Source organism: Alkalihalobacterium alkalinitrilicum, assembly GCF_002019605.1.
Taxonomy (GTDB): domain Bacteria; phylum Bacillota; class Bacilli; order Bacillales; family Bacillaceae_F; genus Alkalihalobacterium; species Alkalihalobacterium alkalinitrilicum.
This window is the reverse complement of record NZ_KV917368.1, coordinates 820,563-838,955: the sequence shown is the minus strand read 5'-3', so window position 1 is coordinate 838,955 and position 18,393 is coordinate 820,563. Positions and strand designations below refer to the sequence as shown.

The window sequence follows — 18,393 nt, the reverse complement described above, 5'->3', positions numbered from 1 at the left end:
ATTTATATACGATTAAATAGACATGTTGTTTCATTTTTATCGTTCATTGCAAAAAAGTCCAATCGCCCCTCAAACAGGGATGATTGGACTGCAGTACTACCAAATTTATTTCATATCAATGATAATATGTTATGCCATTTTTAAATGTTTTATATGATTGTTAATGAGGACCACACGTGTGGTTCATACAGACGTTGTCACAGGCCATGGCGTTATTAGTCTAAGGTCATTCAAGCATTCTTAGCCTTTTGTGCTTCCTCAAAATCCCTTTTTGTATTCATGTCTTTGAACCTGTTCGTTTGCTATCCCTCTACATCAGTCACGTCAAACGTTCGTATTACATTTAAATAACTATTAAGCAATTCATAATACTCTGGAGCTCCATAGGCAATATCAAAAGTGACCTCGTACACATGTCCGTCAACTTCTCTTAAAAACCAGTATTCTTCATAACCATCAAAGTCGACACGCACAGCTGTTGTGAACACACCTGTATTAAAATTATCATCTTCGTGTAAGTTATGTGATCGATCGAGCGTAATCGTGCTGAAATGGAACAAAATCATCAACATCTTTATTTCGCATTTCCTCTTCTCTGTTTCTAGCATTTTCTTCTTTTTCTACTCGAATTTCTAGATCTGAACTCCGTAAAGTAAAGTGATCTTTTTCGATACTTTCCTCGTAAAGTGTGCCAAATGTATAGCGATACGTATGGAACACAGGAAAAGAGTATCTAAACGTTGCAGCTTTTGGTATCTCAAAGGAAAATCTTGTCGGTTTATCCTACACTGGATTGTCCACAAATTCTTCTTACTTATATGTGATCGTACGAAGAGAATCAAGCATTTTCTCAAATAGTTCTTTATCTACTTTGCTCGTAAGCGATAGTGTAGCTCTAATATAGTCCTTTTCTGCTTCCCCAAACAATTCGTAATGAATCACTCCTTGCTTTAATTCACTTTCAATCATATAAGTGAAAGGATCGATATCATACTCTTCATTGGTATAAACTGTCGGATCGGCCTCTAAATTCCCCATTGATTTTTCTTTCATTTCTTCGAGGTATACTTCAGATTTATTTTCAACTTCCTGTTTAACCTCATCCATAATCTCTTGGGCTTCCGTTTCAGTTAAATCAAAGGACATATAATTTTCCATATAAATATATTGATGTTTATTGACCGGGCTAATCTCGATAGTTGGTACATTTTCTTCAAGATCGTCTCTTGTAGTATCAAGTTCAAATGGATATTCACTAGCTAAATGCGCATGCCAAAAATACATATGCGAATCAGATGATTCTATTACATATTTTGAAACCAATTCAAACGAATCATCTATAGTTATTTGATAAGAATTTGGTAGCAACCATTCCGGTCCGCCGTGTCCATCTTGAACAAACTCATAAATTTTACCACTTGTCCCATCAGTTGAACAAGCCCCCAGAAATAATAAGCCAATAAAAATAAGCCATATTTTCTTCATTTTTTCACCCCTGCTTAAGGATTTCTTTATTGTCCATCCGTTGTAAACAATACATCAGGAAAAGATAATCTTATTGCATTGTCCTGCCCACGTTTGTGAAAATACGTTCCTGCCGCTGCAGAAACGCTCTCTGTTAGTATAATAATGAACAAAGAAGAACTATTTCATTATAAATACCGTCAATGATAGTTGTATAAAGATTTTTTTTATCAAAACTATATGCATCTGTTAATTGTTGATTTTCTACATATGTTTTATGTTCACTTTCAATATTCTCTATTAAACACTAACATAGATTTGCATTCTTGTTGTACTTTACCTCGTTAATACAAATTGCACACCATTAATTTAAACAAATACTCTAAACATAATTTTTCTTATAAAGGAGAATACACTTATAAACATAACGAAAGAATGTTAAAAAATAGGGTACGCTAAAAGGAAGATCGTAGCAATGAACAACAAAGTAAGGTAAAGGATGTGAAAAAATGAGGAATGATATTATTGTTGAGGAATTAAATACTCTACTGAGAGGAACTTACATGGGAATCCACTCCTTTGAACATTATATTCAAGAGCTAGATCAAGCAGATTTGAAGGAAAACTTCCAAGCAATGCAACAGGAACTAAAGGAAAATTCCTCTAAAATAGCTGAACGAATTCAGAATCTAGGAGGAGTGCCAGCTGATAGTGAGGGGGTGTCTGGTTCCTTACACAGTTTCATGCACAAAGTCATGCTGCCTCACGATACACAGAAAATCATTGAGGATGCTATAGAAGGAATGGATAAATACGGCGTCCAATATTCAGAGAAACTGGTTAGAGGAGATTTAGATGACACAAGTAAACAAATGGTTGAAGAAGTGATTAACACGAACCGAAAACACGTCGAAAAGTTGAGACAGCTCCTTCATTAAACGTGAATAGACCATCAAAGCAAATTGATGGTCCCTCCTCGTACCTTCCTGCTTCTCCATCTTTAAGCTAAGCCCCCAATTTAGACCCTTAGCGAGCCACGGAAACCCCTAGCAGCATAGTAGGATTCTGCTCCATTATGGTACACAAAGACAGTGTCGTAACGACGATCACAAAAGATGGCACCGCCTTGTTTTCTAATATTAGCAGGTGTTATCACCCAGCTCGATGTTTTCGTATCAAAATTTCCTAGTTTTTGCAACTCACGATATTGTTCTTCCGTTAAAAGCTCTATTCCCATGTCAGCGACCATACCGATAACGTTATTTTCTGGTTTATGTTTCTTCCTTGACTCCAGTGCTTCACGGTCGTAACAAAAACTTCTGCGCCCTTTAGGACTTTCCGCTGAACAATCATAAAAAATGTATTCGTCCGTCTCTTTCTCATAACCAACAACATCCGGTTCACCGCCAGTTCTTTCCATTTCATTGAGTGACCACAGTTTCTCGGAATTTGCTTCCAGCTTTGCTTGGACTTTTGCCCATTCAATACCTTTATGGCGGTTCATGTTTTTGTCAAAACGGACTTTCAATGCTCTGAGTAATTCTTCACGTTGTGCTAGTGATAAATCCTTATTTTTCTTTGTCATATTAGTTTCCCCCTTATTGTTTATCATGGTTTAAAGACTAATTGCTGCGTTAGTACAGCAACTTTTGTTAATACCTAGCAAAATATATCCATCATGATTATGGATTGGAAACGACATGAAAGTAAAACGTGCTTCAAACATTACATTATTAGGAAACGGTCATACATAACTACCTGTTGCAAGCCAGTTTGTGTTTTTATCTACCCAATAGGAGCCAACGTATTTATGTATTATTCTACCATTTTTCCTTCTTAAATCTGAATCATTAGTAAAAAATCGTCGTCAAAAGTTATCCTTTTCGATATTTCGGTAAATAACTCGTTTAATATTTAATTTTTGCAAGGGTTTAATTGTTACTTTTCCAAGCATGGAAAACCTATGAATTTGATAAAAGAATTGAAAAAAAACCTCTCAAACCTTGTTAAAATAAGATTTTTAACAAAAAAACACATAACTGGTATAGAAAAAGTGCGACCAAACACCATACCAATAGGGGATTTTTTCATGCTTCGATTTGAACCAAAGCAATTAAGTTTTCACTCTGTATAATATTATAAAATTCGAAAAAATCATATGTTCCTTACAGTCGGAAAAAAACACTACAGAGATTTATGAAATATCCCAGTATCAAAAAACAGTGGAATTCCTAAAACGTATAAAAAAGAGCTTCATTCGAAGGGAAAAGTGCGGAGCTCAAGAGATGTCACGGCCTGTCTCGAGCAAGGGGGATGGTCTATAAAGTGTTTTGAAACAATCAAAATTAGCTGAAATAGCAGTAAATATTAGAGGATAGCAGCGATGGTATCCTAGGAAAAAGGAGAATATTGCAAAGATATTCTCCACTTTTCCAATAGATTTCCTAATAATGGCTGGGGTTTTCTATTATGAACCATAAATTTCTACATTTTATTAATTTCGGCGAAATAATAACGTACTTTTTCACCAGACTCGGACAGTTCTTGCGCTTCCTTCGTTTCGCAAAACAAAAGAAGCGTGCGAACCGTCCCCTTTCTTCCCTTATTTGACTTTCGATTGATCTCTTAAAACCCTTTTTAATATTTTTCCTGATGTATTTCTTGGCAATTCGCTTATAAACTCGACATATTTAGGTTTTTTATAGGAAGCTACATGTTGCTTACAATGTTCAAGAACCTCGTCTTCAGACATGGTTTTCCCTTGTTTTAATACAATATAAGCCTTAACACTTTCACCCCACTTTTCATCTGGAACACCGATCACCGCAACTTCAAGAACAGCATCATGTTTATAAAGAGCGGCCTCTACTTCTGCAGGGTAAATGTTTTCGCCACCGCTAATAATCATATCTTTTTTTCGATCGACCACATAAACAAATCCTTCATCATCTAAACGAACTAAATCACCGCTATGAAACCAACCACCCTTAAATGCTTCTTCTGTAGCTTCAGGCTTTTTATAGTAGCCTTTCATAAGAGTTGGTCCGCGGTAGACGATTTCTCCTATTTCACCGATTGGTACGTCATTCATATTTTCATCAACAACTCGAATTTCAACATTGAGAACAGGCTTTCCAACAGAAGCTGATTTACGGAATGAATCTTCTGGCTGTAGCATTGTTGTTGTTGGGCTCATTTCAGTTTGTCCAAAATTATCTAACAATCTAGTATTAGGAAAATAGTATAGTATCCTTTTCTTTACCTCTAATGGACATATTGCGGCTCCTGTAGTACTCAGGACGAGTGATGAAAGGTCATATTTATCAATATCTGGATGCTGTGTAACAAAGTTCCACATCGCAGGCACTAAGAAAATACTATTAATTTTTTCGTCCTGAATGGTTTCTAGCACTTGAGCTGGATTGAAATCGCGGTGAATAACCGTAGTTCCCGCAACTGTGCAATTAATTAAAATAAAAGCTATACCAGCGATATGAAAGATCGGAGTTGTAAGTAGCTGCTTTGTCCCATTTGGAATTTTTGCCTCTACTACATTATTAATTGCACCTAATATTAAGTTTTTATGTGATAAAACGGCACCCTTTGGATTTCCAGTAGTCCCAGATGTATAGCAAATCATACAATCGTCAATATCATCAACTAGATGATCTATAGACTGGTAGGTCACATTCGTTTGAAAAATCTCATCATATTGGATAAAATCGGTTGATTTCTTATTACCATCACAATAACTTCTTTTACATTTGGAAGTCTGTTTTTAATGGATAAAATCGTATCTTCATATTCTTCTTCGATAAATAATATTTTCGAGTCCGAATTGTTGATAATATAAACTAATTCTTCGGGTACAAGACGGAAGTTAATAGGAACACTTACACCACCAGAATGGGCAATACCAAAAATAACTTCTATTAATGAAAGGCTGTTTTTACTTATTACCCCTACCTTATCTCCGATATCAATTCCATTTCTCTGGATCCACCCAGCTAAATGAATAGTTCTCTCCTCAAGCTCATGATAAGTGATTCTATTGTTATCATAGATAAACGCTACCCGATCAGGTGTTTTATGAGCTGTTCTTCTTATTAATTCCCCCAATAATAATTGCTTTGACATTTGAATACTAGTAGATGTCATGAACATCCCCCTTTAAATATTTGAATAGTTATAACTATTCAAACTATTATAAAATTATTTACTAAATTAAGAGGAAATAGGGCAAGTTAGGTAAAAGAAAGTATAGAGACGGTTCTATCGCTTCTTTCGTTTCACGAAAAAAAGAAGCAAGAGAACCGCCCTCTTGCTTCATCATCACCCGATTTTTACTTCCTTTTGTAATTCGAATTTAGTTTGCACTTTCTTTATATCTTTATCTATCTGTTGAATAAGCTGATTTAAAGAATCAAACTTTTTCTCTTCCCTTATAAAAAATTTAACTTCGACGTTAAGTACTTCTCCGTATATATAGTGATTAAAATCTAATATGTGAATTTCATAGGACTTATTCATATTGTTTTTCAAAGTAGGCTTTACACCTGTATTCATAACGCCAAAGTAGGATTCTCCCCGACATTTCACTTTTACTCCGTATACACCATTTTTTAAATGGACGTTTGAAGTATGCAAATCTAAGTTTGCTGTTGGGAAACCAAGTTTTCTACCGAGCTTTTGTCCATGGACGACGTGTCCATCAAAGGTGCATATCGATTCATTATATAATAATTTAAATATTTCTGTTACTTTAATAGAGGGGATACCGTACTCATGTGAAAGGTCTAGCACCTCTTTATTAGTAGGTAGGCCACCATCTTTGTTAAGAATTTCACATAGATAAGTAGTTTCTGAAGAATTTGACAATTTTTTTGCTAAGTCAGCCGATGCTTCCACTACTCCCATATGATCCAACAATCTATTATCTGAGTAAACAAGAGGAAAAATATGTCCAGGTCTCTTAAAGTCATCAGGTTTAGAACCTTTTTCCGTAATTGCTTTAATCGTATCAGCGCGTTCAAATGCTGATATTCCTGTTGTAGAAGTATTATGATCGATTGAAACTGTAAAATTTTTACTTCCATTTATTTTCCCAGTCATAAGAGGTAAATTAAGCTGTTTTGCTTTTCTATTATTTATACAAACATATACTAGTCCCTTACCAATTTTTGTCATAAGGTTAATCTGTTCACCAGTCACTGTCTCAGCTAATCCCATTAAATAACTTAAATGGGTTTCAACATCATCAATTAAGATCACTAATGAACCTTTTTTTAATTGTTCTGAAACTTCTATAAAGTTATCCATTTAGTCCCCTCCCGTTTTTTTATTCCCCTTTAAGTAACTAATCAACTTAATCAAATAGGAAAAATCATTAGTATCATATTCTTATGACTAACCAAATCTTAATTAGATTTGGTTTAGTTAACATTTTAACGGCTAGCAAAACGATTTTAATCATCTGCACAGCCAAAGTTATCTCACTTAATTTGCAACAGTACTTTTAATTTCTTCTAAAAGTAGTGGGATTACTTCAAACAGATCCCCAACGATACCATAATCTGCTACTTCAAAGATAGGTGCTTCTGGATCTTTGTTAACTGCAACGATTACTTTTGCGTTAGACATCCCTGCTAAATGTTGGATAGCTCCAGAAATTCCGAATGCAAAGTACAGGTCAGGTGTTACGACTTTACCTGTTTGACCAATTTGTAAGGAGTAATCGCAATATTCTGCGTCACACGCACCTCGAGATGCACCGACTGCAGCACCTAATACGTCAGCAAGCTCTTGAAGCGGTTTGAAACCGTCTGCACTCTTTACTCCACGACCACCAGAAACGATAATTTTTGCTTCCGAAAGGTCCACACCACCTGTAGCTTTACGGACAACTTCTTTAATGATTGTACGAAGATCTTTAATATCAACTGTCACACTTCCAACAGCACCTGTACGGGACTCGTCAATTTCTAAAGGTGTAATGTTGTTCGGACGGATTGTCACTAATACTGTACCTTCTTCAACTTGCTTCTTCTCAAATGCTTTACCAGAATAGATTGGACGAGTAAATACAACTTCATCGCCATCTACTTCAATAGCAACAACGTCAGATAGAAGACCAGTGTTTAATTTCGCTGCAATACGAGGTGATACATCTTTACCTATTGCAGTATGTCCCATAACAACGCCTTCTGGTTGTTCGACGTCCATCACTTGTAGAATGGCTTGTTGGTATGCATCTGTTGTATATGCTTTTAAATCTGCATGCTCTACTTTAACAACACGATCTGCACCGTATTGAATTATTGTATTGGCTAACTCGCCGTCTACATTTTCACCTAATAATGTAGCAACGACTTCTCCACCGTCTGCGATTTGTTTTGCAGCTGCAATTGATTCAAACGAAACATTACGCAATTCACCGTCACGAACTTCTCCAATAACTAATACTTTTTTTGCCATGTTGATCCCCCAATTATATGACTTTCGCTTCAGACTTTAATAATGAAACGAGTTCTTTTACTTGAGCATCCATTTCGCCCTCAAGAATTTTACCTGCTTGTTTTTGTGGTGGTAGGAAGATTTCTACCGTTTTTGTTTTTGCTTCTACATCTTCTTCTAAATCTAGGTCATCTAAATCAAGTGTTTCTAATGGCTTTTTCTTCGCTTTCATGATACCTGGTAAAGATGGGTAGCGAGGCTCATTTAAGCCTTGTGTAGCTGTTACAAGTACGGGTAATGATACTTCAACCGTTTCCTCATCTCCTTCAACATCACGTACGATTGTAGCTGTATTTCCATTTACAGTTAGCTTAGTAATTGTAGTTACTTGAGGCATACCTAGCATTTCAGCCACGCGAGGTCCAACTTGTCCAGAACCACCATCTACCGCTACGTTTCCTCCAAGGATAATATCAATCTCTTGATCTTTTAAGTAGGTTGCAAGAAGTGTAGCTGTTGTAAATTGGTCTGTAGCTTCTATCTCTTCACTATCAATTAATACCGCTTTATCAGCACCCATTGCTAATGCTGTACGAAGTTCTTTTTCAGCATCCTCTGTTCCTACTGTTACAACAGTAACTTCTCCACCATGCTCATCGCGTAGCACAATCGCTTCTTCAATTGCATATTCATCATATGGGTTAATGATGAATTCAGCTCCACTTTCATCAATTTGACCACCGTTGATCATAATCTTCTCTTCCGTGTCAAAGGTGCGTTTCATAATAACGAAAATATTCATTTTTTACCTCCACTAAAAGTTACCTAGATTGTTGATTTAAAAAAAATAGATTTTTGATACATATATTCACAAAAGAATTAACTTTTAATATCACGTTCTCCTTAAAAGATATAGTTCTGGACAAAGTTGTCTACCTAGATACATCCTACGAATTAGACTTGTAAGTTTTCAATGATCGTAGAAATTCCTTGACCACCGCCGATACAAAGGGTTACAAGTCCATACTTCTCACCGCGCCGCTCCATCTCATGCAATAGCTTTGTCATCAAGATTGCCCCTGTTGCTCCAATTGGGTGTCCGAGTGCAATTGCCCCACCGTTCACATTTAATGTGTCCAGGTTAATATTTAATTCTTTGACGACAGCTAACGCTTGTGCTGCAAATGCCTCGTTTAATTCAACTAACCCTATATCGTCCATCGTTAATCCAGCCATTTTTAATGCTTTTTGCGTTGAATAGACAGGCCCAATCCCCATAATCTCTGGTGATACACCTGCACACGCTTGACCACTAATTTTTGCTTTTGGAGTCAGTCCCTGGGCTTTTGCTGCTGCTTCATCCATCATTAACACAACAGATGCCGCATCATTTCGGCCGCTTGAACTTCCTGCTGTGACCGTCCCACCTTTTTTAAAGACAGGCTTTAACGTTGATAGCTTCTCTAATGTCGTTTGGCGCGGATGTTCATCTTGACTGAAAAGAACCGTTTCTTTTCGCTTTTTCACTTCATACGGAACGATTTCCTTTTCAAAGCGTCCGGCTTCAATTGCTTGATGGGCAAGCTCTTGGCTTCTAAAAGCAAATTCATCTTGTTCTTCTCTACTAATCTTGTACTTTTCCACTAAATTTTCTGCAGTATAGCCCATTGTTAAATCGCCGTAAACCTCATGAGGTTGTGATCTCGGTTGACTCTCAGTATTGGGATCGAGAATGAGTCCGTTTCCTGCTCCAAAACCATATCGAGCATTACGAATATAATAAGGAGCTGTACTCATACTTTCTGCCCCACCTGCAATGATGACTTCAGATAACCCCTGTCGAATTTGCATATCAGCATTATTTATCGCTTGCAGACCTGATCCACATTGACGATGAACGGTATATCCTGGTACTTCAATCGGTAGTTCCGCACGCAATGATGCTAATCGAGCTAAATTTGATGAATCTGCACTTTGTTTCGCTTGCCCTAAAATGACTTCATCTACCGTTGCTGTAGCTACCCCTGTACGTTCAACAATCTCACGAATAACTTTTGCTCCTAAAAAGTCTACTAACTCATTTTGAAGTGCTCCACCCATTCGTCCAATTGCTGTTCGAACAGAATTAATAATAACTGGATTTCCCATTTTACTTTGTCTCCCCTCTTATTTGGACAATGATTTCTAACGTACGAAGTTTATTAGAGATTAAACTTCGTAGAACGTTTGTAATACTCGAAAAAGTTATAGTATATTCAATTGGAATATATATTTATATCAACAATAACTTCAGCCAATTTATATGGATATATTACTCGTGTTGATTTTGTTATATTTCGGATCCTAAGTTCTCAATTGTTGGCGTTCTCTATCGCCTTTTATTTGAAAGTTTTTAAACAACTAGATTTCCATCTTTTTAAAAATATTTTATTTATTCTGAAAATTCGCTTGTCTTTTATCTAAAAAAGCTTGTGTTCCTTCTTGTTTATCTTCGGTACCAAAAACAAGGGCCTGCGCCATTTTTTCCATCATTAATGCGGTATCAAGATCGACATCATACCCACGATTTATAACCATTTTTGCAAGCTTAATCGCCACTGGTCCCTTCGACATAATCGAGTTAGCGACTTGCTCAACGACTGCTTCTAACTCACTTCCATCGACAGATTGGGATACGAGCCCTATCCGTTCAGCTTCTTGACCGTCGATCATTTTTCCGGTTAAGATCATTTCCATCGCTTTACCTTTTCCAACAATTCTTGATAGACGTTGTGTTCCACCAGCGCCAGGAATAATTCCTAGGTTTAGTTCAGGAAGTCCCAGTTTGGCATGGTTTACTGCTATGCGAATATCACATGCAAGGGCCAACTCACAACCTCCGCCTAAAGCAAAACCATTAATCGCAGCAATCGTTGCTTTACTGCAATTTTCAATTTTTTTATACGTTGCTTGCATTCCAGGAACGAGTGCCTCAAGCATTGGTCGGTCTCTTAACTGTTGAATATCAGCTCCGGCAGCAAATGACTTTTCACCTGCGCCAGTAATAACGATCACTTTCACTTCGTCATGACTTTCAAAATCATCCACTGCTTTTTCAATTTCTGATAGCGTCTGTGCATTTAATGCATTTCTTACTTCAGGCCGGTCAATTGTTATCCAACCTAACCCTTTATTGATTTCAAGTTTTAAATTTTCATACATTCAACTTCACCCCTAGTTCTTTTCATAGTTATAAAAACCAGACCCTGATTTACGACCAAGTTTGCCTGCTTTTACATACTTGATAAGTAACGGACATGGGCGATATTTTTCACCTAATGTTTCATATAAATATTCCATGTTACGAAGGCGGCTATCTAAACCAACTAAATCAGCAAGCTCGAGCGGTCCCATTGGATGGTTTAAACCAAGCTTTAGTGCTTTATCAATATCTTCAGCTGATGCAACACCTTCCATTAACATGTTCATCGCTTCATTTCCAATCAAACAGTTCATACGACTTGTTACGAACCCTGGAAACTCATTAACTTCGACGGTTTCTTTTCCTAATTTAGCCCCGACTGCTTTTGTAATCTCTACCGTTTCTTTTGATGTATCAAGTCCTTTAATGATTTCAATCAACTTCATCTTATGGACAGGATTGAAGAAATGCATAGCAATTACTTTTTCTGGTCTTAATGTTTGCGCGCCAATTTCTGTTGGACTCATTGTTGACGTATTGGTAGCTAATACGGTATGCGCTGGGCAATAGTCGTCAAGCTTTTTAAAAATATCAATCTTTAATTCTATCTTTTCTAATACCGCTTCAATAACAATATCTGCCTCTTGGACACTTTCTTTTAAATCAACATGATACGTAAGATTATTTATTGCGCGATCGACTTCTGCAGCTTGGATGAAGCCTCGATCGGCACTTTTTTTCAACTCGTTTTCAATGTACGTTTTAGCATGATCAAGAGCTTCTTGGTTAATATCATGGACATTCACTTGAAAATTACTTAATGCTGCGACATAAGCAATCCCTCGTCCCATTACGCCTGATCCAATAACGGATAAAATTTTCATATTTACACCTCATTAGCGATTAATATTCGTTTTATAAACGGTGATATCATCATTCCATTCTTATTGATTCCAACCACGTCTATATTGCCTAGGGCCTTCAATATCAACATTAAGTTGTTTTGCTGCCCTAAGTGGCCAGTAAGGATCTCTTAAAAGCTCTCTCCCTATAAAAACTAAGTCTGCTCGTTCACCATGAATGATTTCAGCAGCTTGAACTCCTTCTGTTATCACCCCTACAGCACCAGTAGGTATCTTCGCTTCTTTTCGAATCTGTTCAGCATACTGAATTTGATATCCTGGGTATACCTGATATGTTGAAGGTACAACTTCACCAGAGCTACAATCTATTAAATCAACGTCTTGGTCTTTCATCCATTTTGCATATTCAACAAAATCATTACAATTATTACCGTTTTCATCATAGTCATTTGCAGATACTCTAACAAATAATGGTCCATTCCATTCTTCTCTTATTCCGTCAATAATTTTTCCCAAAAAGCGATATCTATTTTCTTTCGTTCCTCCAAATTGATCTGTTCTTTTATTTGACAATGGTGATAAAAATTCATGTATTAAATAGCCGTGAGCAGCATGAATTTCGATCACATCAAACCCAGCCAACCTTGCCCTTCTCGCACCTTGACGAAAGGAATTAACGGTGTCTTCAATTTTTTCTACCGACATCTCTTCTGGAACTCTACTATTTTCAGAAAAAGGGATTGCCGTAGGTGCAATGATAGGCTCTTCTACCTTTGATTTCCTACCCGCATGTGCAAGTTGAATACCTATTTTTGCACCATTTGCATGAACCCAAGCAGTTAGTTGTGAAAGCCCTGAGACATGTTCATCACTCCAAATTCCTAGGTCCTCGGTCGAAATTCGTCCTTCTGTACTAACAGCCGTTGCTTCAGTAATGATCAGACCCACTTGACCAACAGCACGTGTGGCATAGTGCATTAAGTGCCAATCGGTAACTTTTCCATCTTTTTTGTCACAAGAGTACATACACATGGGTGACATAACAATACGATTTTTTAGTTCCAAATTTCTAATCGTGTAAGGCTCAAACAATTTTCCTAAAGAGTACGGCTTAAAAACTGGGCTGAGCATATGCACCTCCGAATATTTATTGTGATTTCTCAGAACTGAACTATATGACTTTTAATCTTTTTCTCACAAACTTTTATAAATGATCAAAAATTTTCTTCGGATTACTAGTCACTTATGATTCGTTCATATTCATTAATTTTTCTCCATAAAGTACTTCTACTCATTCCCAATATTTTAGCTGCTTCTTTTTTGTTACCGTTCGTTTTTTGCAAAGTTTCTTTTATTTTTTGAATTTCAACTTCCTTAATAACATCTTGATAAGTTTCATTTTCTTTATTCAAATTAAAGTTTAAAATGTCGTTATCTTTTAGAGCCTCTGCCAAGTTGCATAAAACATCTTGTTTCGTTTTATTTACTGGAGACACAAGGTATGCAAAGAGTCTCTCCAAAGTATTTTCAAATTCTCGTATATTACCATTCCACACATGTCTTTCTAAGAGAGATTTCATTTCTTTAATCGAGCTTTGTACAATTTCTAGATAATTAGGATAATTACGTTCAGTGTAGAATAAAACGAGTTCCTCTAAGTCCTCTTTACGTTCATTTAAAGAGGGCAGGAATAAATTTAGAACACTAATACGATAATATAAATCTAAACGAAATTTACCTTGTTTAACTTGTTCAAGTACGTTGGCATTGGTTGCCGATATAATTCTCACATCAATCGGTATCGATGTTGCACTTCCTACTCTTCTTACCACATTCTCTTGAAGAACTCTTAATAACTTAGACTGCATACTTAATGGAATTTCACCTAATTCATCTAAAAAAATTGTTCCATTATGTGCTAGTTCAAATAACCCAGGGTTTCCACCTTTTTTGGCTCCTGTGAAGGCTCCATCACTATACCCAAAAAGCTCAGATTCGATTAAATTTTCTGGAACGGCTGCACAATTTATGGCAAGGAATGGTTCATTAGCTCGTGAACTTTGATTATGAATACTTTGAGCAAATAGCTCTTTTCCTGTTCCAGACTCTCCAATAATCAACACATTGGCATCCGTTTGGGCAAATTTCTTTGCCTTTCGTATAGCCTGTTGTACTTTTTCACTATTTCCAACAATATCTTTGAATTCATAAATGGCTTGATTGGACTGGTCGTACATTTTTCGACGGATTTTTTTTTCTTGTTGCTGTAATTCATTTGTATCCGAAATAATAATTACAGAACCATCGTAATTACCCTTTACATAAATAGGAAAGGAATCTAAAAATAGCGTTTTATCTTTTAACTCAAACAATTTACCTTTTATTGGATCATTGTCTTTCACATAATCTGAAAGCCAATCTAATTCCTCTATATGATTAACAGCCATTCCCATTAAGTTTCCATAGTTTTCAAGTTCTAGAAGCTCGATCGCTTTATGATTTATTTGTATAATTCTCCCTATTACATTTAAACTAATTACACCTGCTGCAAAGTTGTCGAGGATATATTCTTGCCTTTTCAAATTACTTTGTTCTTCAAAACGTCCTTTTAGGACATTAAACGCAATATCAACCGCAAGCTTAACACTCTCTTTACCATACCAAAGATATCCATTCATTCCTCTACTTATTGCTTTTGAAACAATTAACCCCGAACCAATTACAGTATTTTGTCCCTTTTCAAGTAGTTCATTTAAGATGGTATCGATTGTTTCTATATCTGGATAATGATACTGATTAATCTTTAGGTTGAAAGTTCCTTCTAGCTCAGATAAGTCATTCTTAAAGAAGTTTTCCTTATAATTGATAATATTTATTTCTTTTCCTATTCTGGCGGCTTGATTTAAGGCTTTTAAAAAGTCATTTGTCTGAACTCGTAATGGAATTAAATGCCCTCTTACATTTGCATTCTTAAAGTCCTCATAGACGGTCGCACCACAAATTAATACATCATCATTTTGTATGTAAGTAGGATTTCTCAAGATATCTTCAACCTCTAATTTTTGTACAACAAGTTCCTGGAAATCTTTTCTCTTTTTGGAGATTTCCTCCTCAACAAACTTATCTAATGGAGAAAAACCAGTCACAAATAGTTTCATAGGTCAGCCTCCTTTTAGTAATTACCCTTTTTTATTTGAATAACAAGACCCTTTAGATATACAATTCATAAAGGTTCTTGTTATTCATGAGTTACCTCAGTCATTAAACCAATTTCTTCGTTGGGATAGTTGATATATAACTTAATATTAATTTGTCCCCTTACATCTTTATCTAACTAAATTCTCACTTTTCAAAAAGTGCGGCATAACTTTTTCAGAAAATAAGTTCATTGATTGTATTACTTGTTGTTGTGGCTGACCACCAATATTCATCCAGAGAATAATATTATTCAGTCCTGTTTCTCTCTTATATCGTTCAATATCTTCGATGACCTTTTCTGGTGAACCAATTAACGCATTTTCTGAATTCAGGAAACGATCGTAATCTAAATGGCGCTCTCTATCCACGACTCCAAATGTTGGACGGTTATCTCGTTCACTCATGTACCATTCCAAACCTCTTTTATATTCATCTTGAGCTTGCTCCGTCGTTTCTGCAACATGACAGAATAATAGTTTCCCTGATCTTGCGATAGCATTATCAACATATTCTTGCGATAAACCTGAATCCAGTGCTGTCTTTTTGTATAAAGAAATCTTATGATTCGTATCTTCATTTGTTATTCCGCCAAGTACGAATGAATGTCCCTGTTTAGCTGCATTTACCATCGACGCATCATTACCAGATACCATCACAAATATCGGCGGTCCTTCTGGATGAACGGGCCTAGGATAGACTGGAATATCTTTAATATCATAGAACTTTCCAGAATAAGAGACTCTATTATTCTTTAATGCTGTGGTCAAAATATCTAACGACTCTAAATATTTTTCATGACGCTCTTCAAAATCAATATTATATGCCTCAAATTCTAACGCATCATAGCCTTTCCCGACTCCCAAATATAATCTACCATCACTGATAATATCCACTAACGCCATATCTTCCGCTACTTGTAGAGGATGGTGTAAAGGTAGTCTTGATACTGCAGAACCTAACATAATTTTGGAAGTCTGGGCCGCCGCTGCCGCTAAATAGACTGATGTTGAGCTAACAACACCATAGGCACGAGCATTATGCTCAGCAATCCAAGCAGAGTGAAATCCTAAGCGGTCTGCCTCCTTAATTTGAGCTAACCCATCACGTAATTCTTCTGCATCCGTCTTCCAAGGAGCTACAGAGTTCAAGAAAAATAATCCAAATGTCATATCTTTACCTAAAATAGCCATTAAATAACACTCCCATTCATATACTATAATTCTATCATTTTATTAGATGAATAATTAAAATTAATTTTAAATCTTTTAACTTTTCTAAAAAATAAATCTATAATAATCCGTCATTCTTCATATTTTTTTGTTTACCCCTACCCCGTTTTTGAAACATACTCATTTAACTTTTTTACCAATCCACCAGATCCAAATGTAATCTTTTTAGTTTTATGAGCAGATAAATGATGATGGATGAATTCTAAAACTTGATATCTTCGTAGTTGAATATTAATAAAACCCTTTTTATAAAACCAGTCATCAATCGTGTTATAAATGCCTTTATTTAAACCGTATTTTTCTTCACAATATTGTCGAAAAGCTAGATCCGTTAGATTAATAATTTGGTTTTTATCTATAGTATCCTACCTCCTAGTAGTATCTAACGGTTTATAAAGACTTGCTGTATGAATAACTTTATCAACTAGGAATTCTATTTCATTAATAATATTCTGATTAATAATTTCACTCGACTTATTAAAGTCACCGCTCACAGAAAACACATATTCTGGTATTGAGATTGCTTTTAAATAGGAAGAAAGTGGTCTGAGAGAATGTTCTATTGCTAAATAATGCTTCTCATTTCCAGCGCTTGCCATAAAACTCATGACTTTGTTTTCAAAAATAGACATAGGCAGCACATCAAAAAAATTCTTAAGAGCGCCAGGAATTTGTCCATGAAGTATAGATGTCGTAATAATAAAGCCTTCAACATCATGAAGTAAACGAATTAATTCCTGGGTATCCTGGTTATATTGATCAATTGGCCGACCATCACATAACTCTAGTTCATAGTCTTTAAAATTTATATATATAAACTCAATATTTTTTTGTTTCAACTGGACGATTGCCTGATTTGCCAATACAGCAGGCTTACTCCCTACTAATGTACCTGAGATGACAGCTATTTTCATTTAATTCCCTCCTCATCTGAGTTATCAGATTTTTACTAGTTGCTTCCCAAGATTGTCGCCTCGGAATAATCCGAGAAATGCTTCAGGTGCGTTTTCTAATCCTTCGACGATATTTTCTTTGTACTTAATTTCCCCTTCACTTAACCACTTAGCTAATTGTTGAGCACCTTCTTCGTATCGATCGGCATAATTTGAAATAACGAACCCTTTTAAAAGGACACTTCGTTTTAAAAAGGCTGGTAAAAATCTTGGTCCCATTTCGACTTTCGTATCATTGTAATGAGAAATTTGGCCACAAAGAGCGACACGAGCATGGATATTTAAAAGTGAAAATACCGCATCTGATATTTCTCCACCAACATTATCAAAGTAAATATCAATTCCATTTGGGCAAACTTCCTTTAATTCTTGGACAATGTTATTTGTTGTTTTATAATTGATAGCTGCATCTAAGCCTAACTCGTTTAATAGATAAGCATTTTTTCCTTCGGAACCTGCAATACCGACAACGCGGCATCCTTTTATTTTAGCGATTTGAACAACAACCATTCCAACAGCACCAGCTGCTCCTGAAACAACTACCGTTTCTCCTTCTTTTGGTTGGCCGATATCTAACAATCCAAAGTAGGCGGTTAATCCTGGCATCCCATTCACATGCAGAGTTGTCGTAATTGAAGCTTGGTCTCGATCAATTTTACGTAACTGTTCTCCAGGAACAGCCGTATAATCTGCCCAGTCAAGAAGACCAGTCACCGCATCACCTTGATGAAAACTTTGATGCTTTGATTTAATTACTGTCCCGACCGCTCCACCTTTTAACGGTTCATTCAGTTTAAATGGATCTGCATAGGATTGTCCTCTCTCACTCATTCTTCGACGCATATATGGGTCTACAGATAAGTACTCACTTCGAACGAGAACTTCATTTTCCTTTAATGTAGGAAGGTCAGCTTCTATCAATTTAAATGTTGAATGATTTGGGAGTCCTACAGGTCTTTCAGCTAATAAAAATTGTCTATTTTTAATTGCCATTTGCTTAACTCTTTTATTAAATATAATGATGGTTCTAAAAATAGCCCTCTTACCCATTC

At 36.1% G+C, this 18,393-nt stretch carries 18 protein-coding genes and 1 pseudogene; 2 read left to right on the top strand and 17 right to left on the bottom strand.

What is annotated here, in order from left to right:
• Window positions 1-302 precede the first annotated feature (302 nt).
• The 3 genes from BK574_RS04030 to BK574_RS04025 all read right to left on the bottom strand — a co-directional run bounded on the left by BK574_RS04030 (window position 303) and on the right by BK574_RS04025 (window position 1,485).
• A complete protein-coding gene (locus BK574_RS04030) occupies window positions 303-566 on the bottom strand; it encodes a hypothetical protein (RefSeq protein WP_158211522.1) in 264 nt (87 codons plus the stop codon).
• Window positions 520-720 carry a hypothetical protein gene (locus tag BK574_RS26885; RefSeq protein ID WP_142247889.1) on the bottom strand — a complete coding sequence of 67 codons (201 nt, stop codon included), beginning with the start codon at window positions 718-720 and terminating at the stop codon, window positions 520-522. Before BK574_RS26885 ends, BK574_RS04030 begins: the two co-directional genes overlap by 47 nt.
• Before the next feature lie 90 nt (window positions 721-810).
• Window positions 811-1,485 carry a hypothetical protein gene (locus tag BK574_RS04025; protein ID WP_078427612.1) on the bottom strand — a complete coding sequence of 225 codons (675 nt, stop codon included), beginning with the start codon at window positions 1,483-1,485 and terminating at the stop codon, window positions 811-813.
• Between the two features lie 488 nt (window positions 1,486-1,973).
• On the opposite strand from BK574_RS04025, the gene BK574_RS04020 reads away from it, so the two are divergent.
• On the top strand, window positions 1,974-2,402 hold the full coding sequence (locus BK574_RS04020) for a DUF2383 domain-containing protein (protein WP_075387404.1): 429 nt from the start codon (window positions 1,974-1,976) through the stop codon (window positions 2,400-2,402).
• A gap of 80 nt (window positions 2,403-2,482) precedes the next feature.
• Here BK574_RS04020 and BK574_RS04015 read toward each other — a convergent pair whose 3' ends face one another.
• The gene (locus BK574_RS04015) at window positions 2,483-3,049 is read right to left on the bottom strand and encodes a DUF4256 domain-containing protein (RefSeq protein WP_078427611.1); all 567 of its coding nucleotides are present in this window, start codon (window positions 3,047-3,049) and stop codon (window positions 2,483-2,485) included.
• A gap of 595 nt (window positions 3,050-3,644) precedes the next feature.
• Here BK574_RS04015 and BK574_RS29120 point away from each other — a divergent pair.
• Window positions 3,645-3,836, top strand: a pseudogene (locus BK574_RS29120) (IS5/IS1182 family transposase); the annotation flags it as partial.
• A gap of 230 nt (window positions 3,837-4,066) precedes the next feature.
• Here BK574_RS29120 and BK574_RS28685 read toward each other — a convergent pair.
• The 13 genes from BK574_RS28685 to BK574_RS03950 form a co-directional block, all read right to left on the bottom strand.
• Window positions 4,067-5,104, bottom strand: coding sequence for an AMP-binding protein (locus BK574_RS28685; protein ID WP_274379394.1), 1,038 nt, complete (start codon window positions 5,102-5,104; stop codon window positions 4,067-4,069).
• A 44-nt stretch (window positions 5,105-5,148) separates the two neighbouring features.
• Window positions 5,149-5,622, bottom strand: a complete 474-nt coding sequence (locus BK574_RS28680; protein ID WP_274379393.1) for an AMP-binding protein — start codon at window positions 5,620-5,622, stop codon at window positions 5,149-5,151.
• Between the two features lie 174 nt (window positions 5,623-5,796).
• Complete coding sequence (locus tag BK574_RS04005; protein ID WP_078427610.1) at window positions 5,797-6,783, bottom strand: 3,4-dihydroxy-2-butanone-4-phosphate synthase; 987 nt, start codon at window positions 6,781-6,783, stop codon at window positions 5,797-5,799.
• A gap of 177 nt (window positions 6,784-6,960) precedes the next feature.
• Window positions 6,961-7,938 carry an electron transfer flavoprotein subunit alpha/FixB family protein gene (locus BK574_RS04000; protein ID WP_078427609.1) on the bottom strand — a complete coding sequence of 326 codons (978 nt, stop codon included), beginning with the start codon at window positions 7,936-7,938 and terminating at the stop codon, window positions 6,961-6,963.
• Window positions 7,939-7,951: 13 nt separating this feature from the next.
• Window positions 7,952-8,719: an electron transfer flavoprotein subunit beta/FixA family protein gene (locus BK574_RS03995; RefSeq protein ID WP_078427608.1), complete on the bottom strand. Its 768-nt coding sequence runs from the start codon at window positions 8,717-8,719 to the stop codon at window positions 7,952-7,954.
• 152 nt (window positions 8,720-8,871) lie between these two features.
• Window positions 8,872-10,065: a thiolase family protein gene (locus BK574_RS03990; protein WP_078427607.1), complete on the bottom strand. Its 1,194-nt coding sequence runs from the start codon at window positions 10,063-10,065 to the stop codon at window positions 8,872-8,874.
• A gap of 279 nt (window positions 10,066-10,344) precedes the next feature.
• Window positions 10,345-11,118 (bottom strand): enoyl-CoA hydratase/isomerase family protein, encoded by a 774-nt coding sequence (locus BK574_RS03985; RefSeq protein WP_078427606.1) that lies wholly within the window; start codon window positions 11,116-11,118, stop codon window positions 10,345-10,347.
• Between the two features lie 12 nt (window positions 11,119-11,130).
• Window positions 11,131-11,982, bottom strand: a complete 852-nt coding sequence (locus BK574_RS03980; protein ID WP_078427605.1) for a 3-hydroxyacyl-CoA dehydrogenase — start codon at window positions 11,980-11,982, stop codon at window positions 11,131-11,133.
• Between the two features lie 60 nt (window positions 11,983-12,042).
• Window positions 12,043-13,092: an NADPH dehydrogenase NamA gene (namA, locus tag BK574_RS03975; protein WP_078427604.1), complete on the bottom strand. Its 1,050-nt coding sequence runs from the start codon at window positions 13,090-13,092 to the stop codon at window positions 12,043-12,045.
• Between the two features lie 104 nt (window positions 13,093-13,196).
• On the bottom strand, window positions 13,197-15,119 hold the full coding sequence (locus tag BK574_RS03970; protein ID WP_078427603.1) for a sigma 54-interacting transcriptional regulator: 1,923 nt from the start codon (window positions 15,117-15,119) through the stop codon (window positions 13,197-13,199).
• Between the two features lie 168 nt (window positions 15,120-15,287).
• Window positions 15,288-16,349 carry an LLM class flavin-dependent oxidoreductase gene (locus tag BK574_RS03965; protein WP_078427602.1) on the bottom strand — a complete coding sequence of 354 codons (1,062 nt, stop codon included), beginning with the start codon at window positions 16,347-16,349 and terminating at the stop codon, window positions 15,288-15,290.
• A 404-nt stretch (window positions 16,350-16,753) separates the two neighbouring features.
• A complete protein-coding gene (locus BK574_RS03955) occupies window positions 16,754-17,302 on the bottom strand; it encodes an NADPH-dependent FMN reductase (protein ID WP_078427601.1) in 549 nt (182 codons plus the stop codon).
• 24 nt (window positions 17,303-17,326) lie between these two features.
• Window positions 17,327-18,334: an NADP-dependent oxidoreductase gene (locus BK574_RS03950; RefSeq protein ID WP_078427600.1), complete on the bottom strand. Its 1,008-nt coding sequence runs from the start codon at window positions 18,332-18,334 to the stop codon at window positions 17,327-17,329.
• Between the last annotated feature and the right edge of the window lie 59 nt (window positions 18,335-18,393).

Bases quoted from the DNA above. Each gene is read 5' to 3' on its own strand.
- BK574_RS04030 (WP_158211522.1), bottom strand. From the start codon at position 566: ATGATTTTGTTCCATTTCAGCACGATTACGCTCGATCGATCACATAAC.
- BK574_RS04025 (WP_078427612.1), bottom strand. From the start codon at position 1,485: ATGAAGAAAATATGGCTTATTTTTATTGGCTTATTATTTCTGGGGGCT.
- BK574_RS04020 (WP_075387404.1), top strand. From the start codon at position 1,974: ATGAGGAATGATATTATTGTTGAGGAATTAAATACTCTACTGAGAGGA.
- BK574_RS04015 (WP_078427611.1), bottom strand. From the start codon at position 3,049: ATGACAAAGAAAAATAAGGATTTATCACTAGCACAACGTGAAGAATTA.
- BK574_RS28685 (WP_274379394.1), bottom strand. From the start codon at position 5,104: ATGATTTGCTATACATCTGGGACTACTGGAAATCCAAAGGGTGCCGTT.
- BK574_RS28680 (WP_274379393.1), bottom strand. From the start codon at position 5,622: ATGACATCTACTAGTATTCAAATGTCAAAGCAATTATTATTGGGGGAA.
- BK574_RS04005 (WP_078427610.1), bottom strand. From the start codon at position 6,783: ATGGATAACTTTATAGAAGTTTCAGAACAATTAAAAAAAGGTTCATTA.
- BK574_RS04000 (WP_078427609.1), bottom strand. From the start codon at position 7,938: ATGGCAAAAAAAGTATTAGTTATTGGAGAAGTTCGTGACGGTGAATTG.
- BK574_RS03995 (WP_078427608.1), bottom strand. From the start codon at position 8,719: ATGAATATTTTCGTTATTATGAAACGCACCTTTGACACGGAAGAGAAG.
- BK574_RS03990 (WP_078427607.1), bottom strand. From the start codon at position 10,065: ATGGGAAATCCAGTTATTATTAATTCTGTTCGAACAGCAATTGGACGA.
- BK574_RS03985 (WP_078427606.1), bottom strand. From the start codon at position 11,118: ATGTATGAAAATTTAAAACTTGAAATCAATAAAGGGTTAGGTTGGATA.
- BK574_RS03980 (WP_078427605.1), bottom strand. From the start codon at position 11,982: ATGAAAATTTTATCCGTTATTGGATCAGGCGTAATGGGACGAGGGATT.
- namA (WP_078427604.1), bottom strand. From the start codon at position 13,092: ATGCTCAGCCCAGTTTTTAAGCCGTACTCTTTAGGAAAATTGTTTGAG.
- BK574_RS03970 (WP_078427603.1), bottom strand. From the start codon at position 15,119: ATGAAACTATTTGTGACTGGTTTTTCTCCATTAGATAAGTTTGTTGAG.
- BK574_RS03965 (WP_078427602.1), bottom strand. From the start codon at position 16,349: ATGGCTATTTTAGGTAAAGATATGACATTTGGATTATTTTTCTTGAAC.
- BK574_RS03955 (WP_078427601.1), bottom strand. From the start codon at position 17,302: ATGAAAATAGCTGTCATCTCAGGTACATTAGTAGGGAGTAAGCCTGCT.
- BK574_RS03950 (WP_078427600.1), bottom strand. From the start codon at position 18,334: ATGGCAATTAAAAATAGACAATTTTTATTAGCTGAAAGACCTGTAGGA.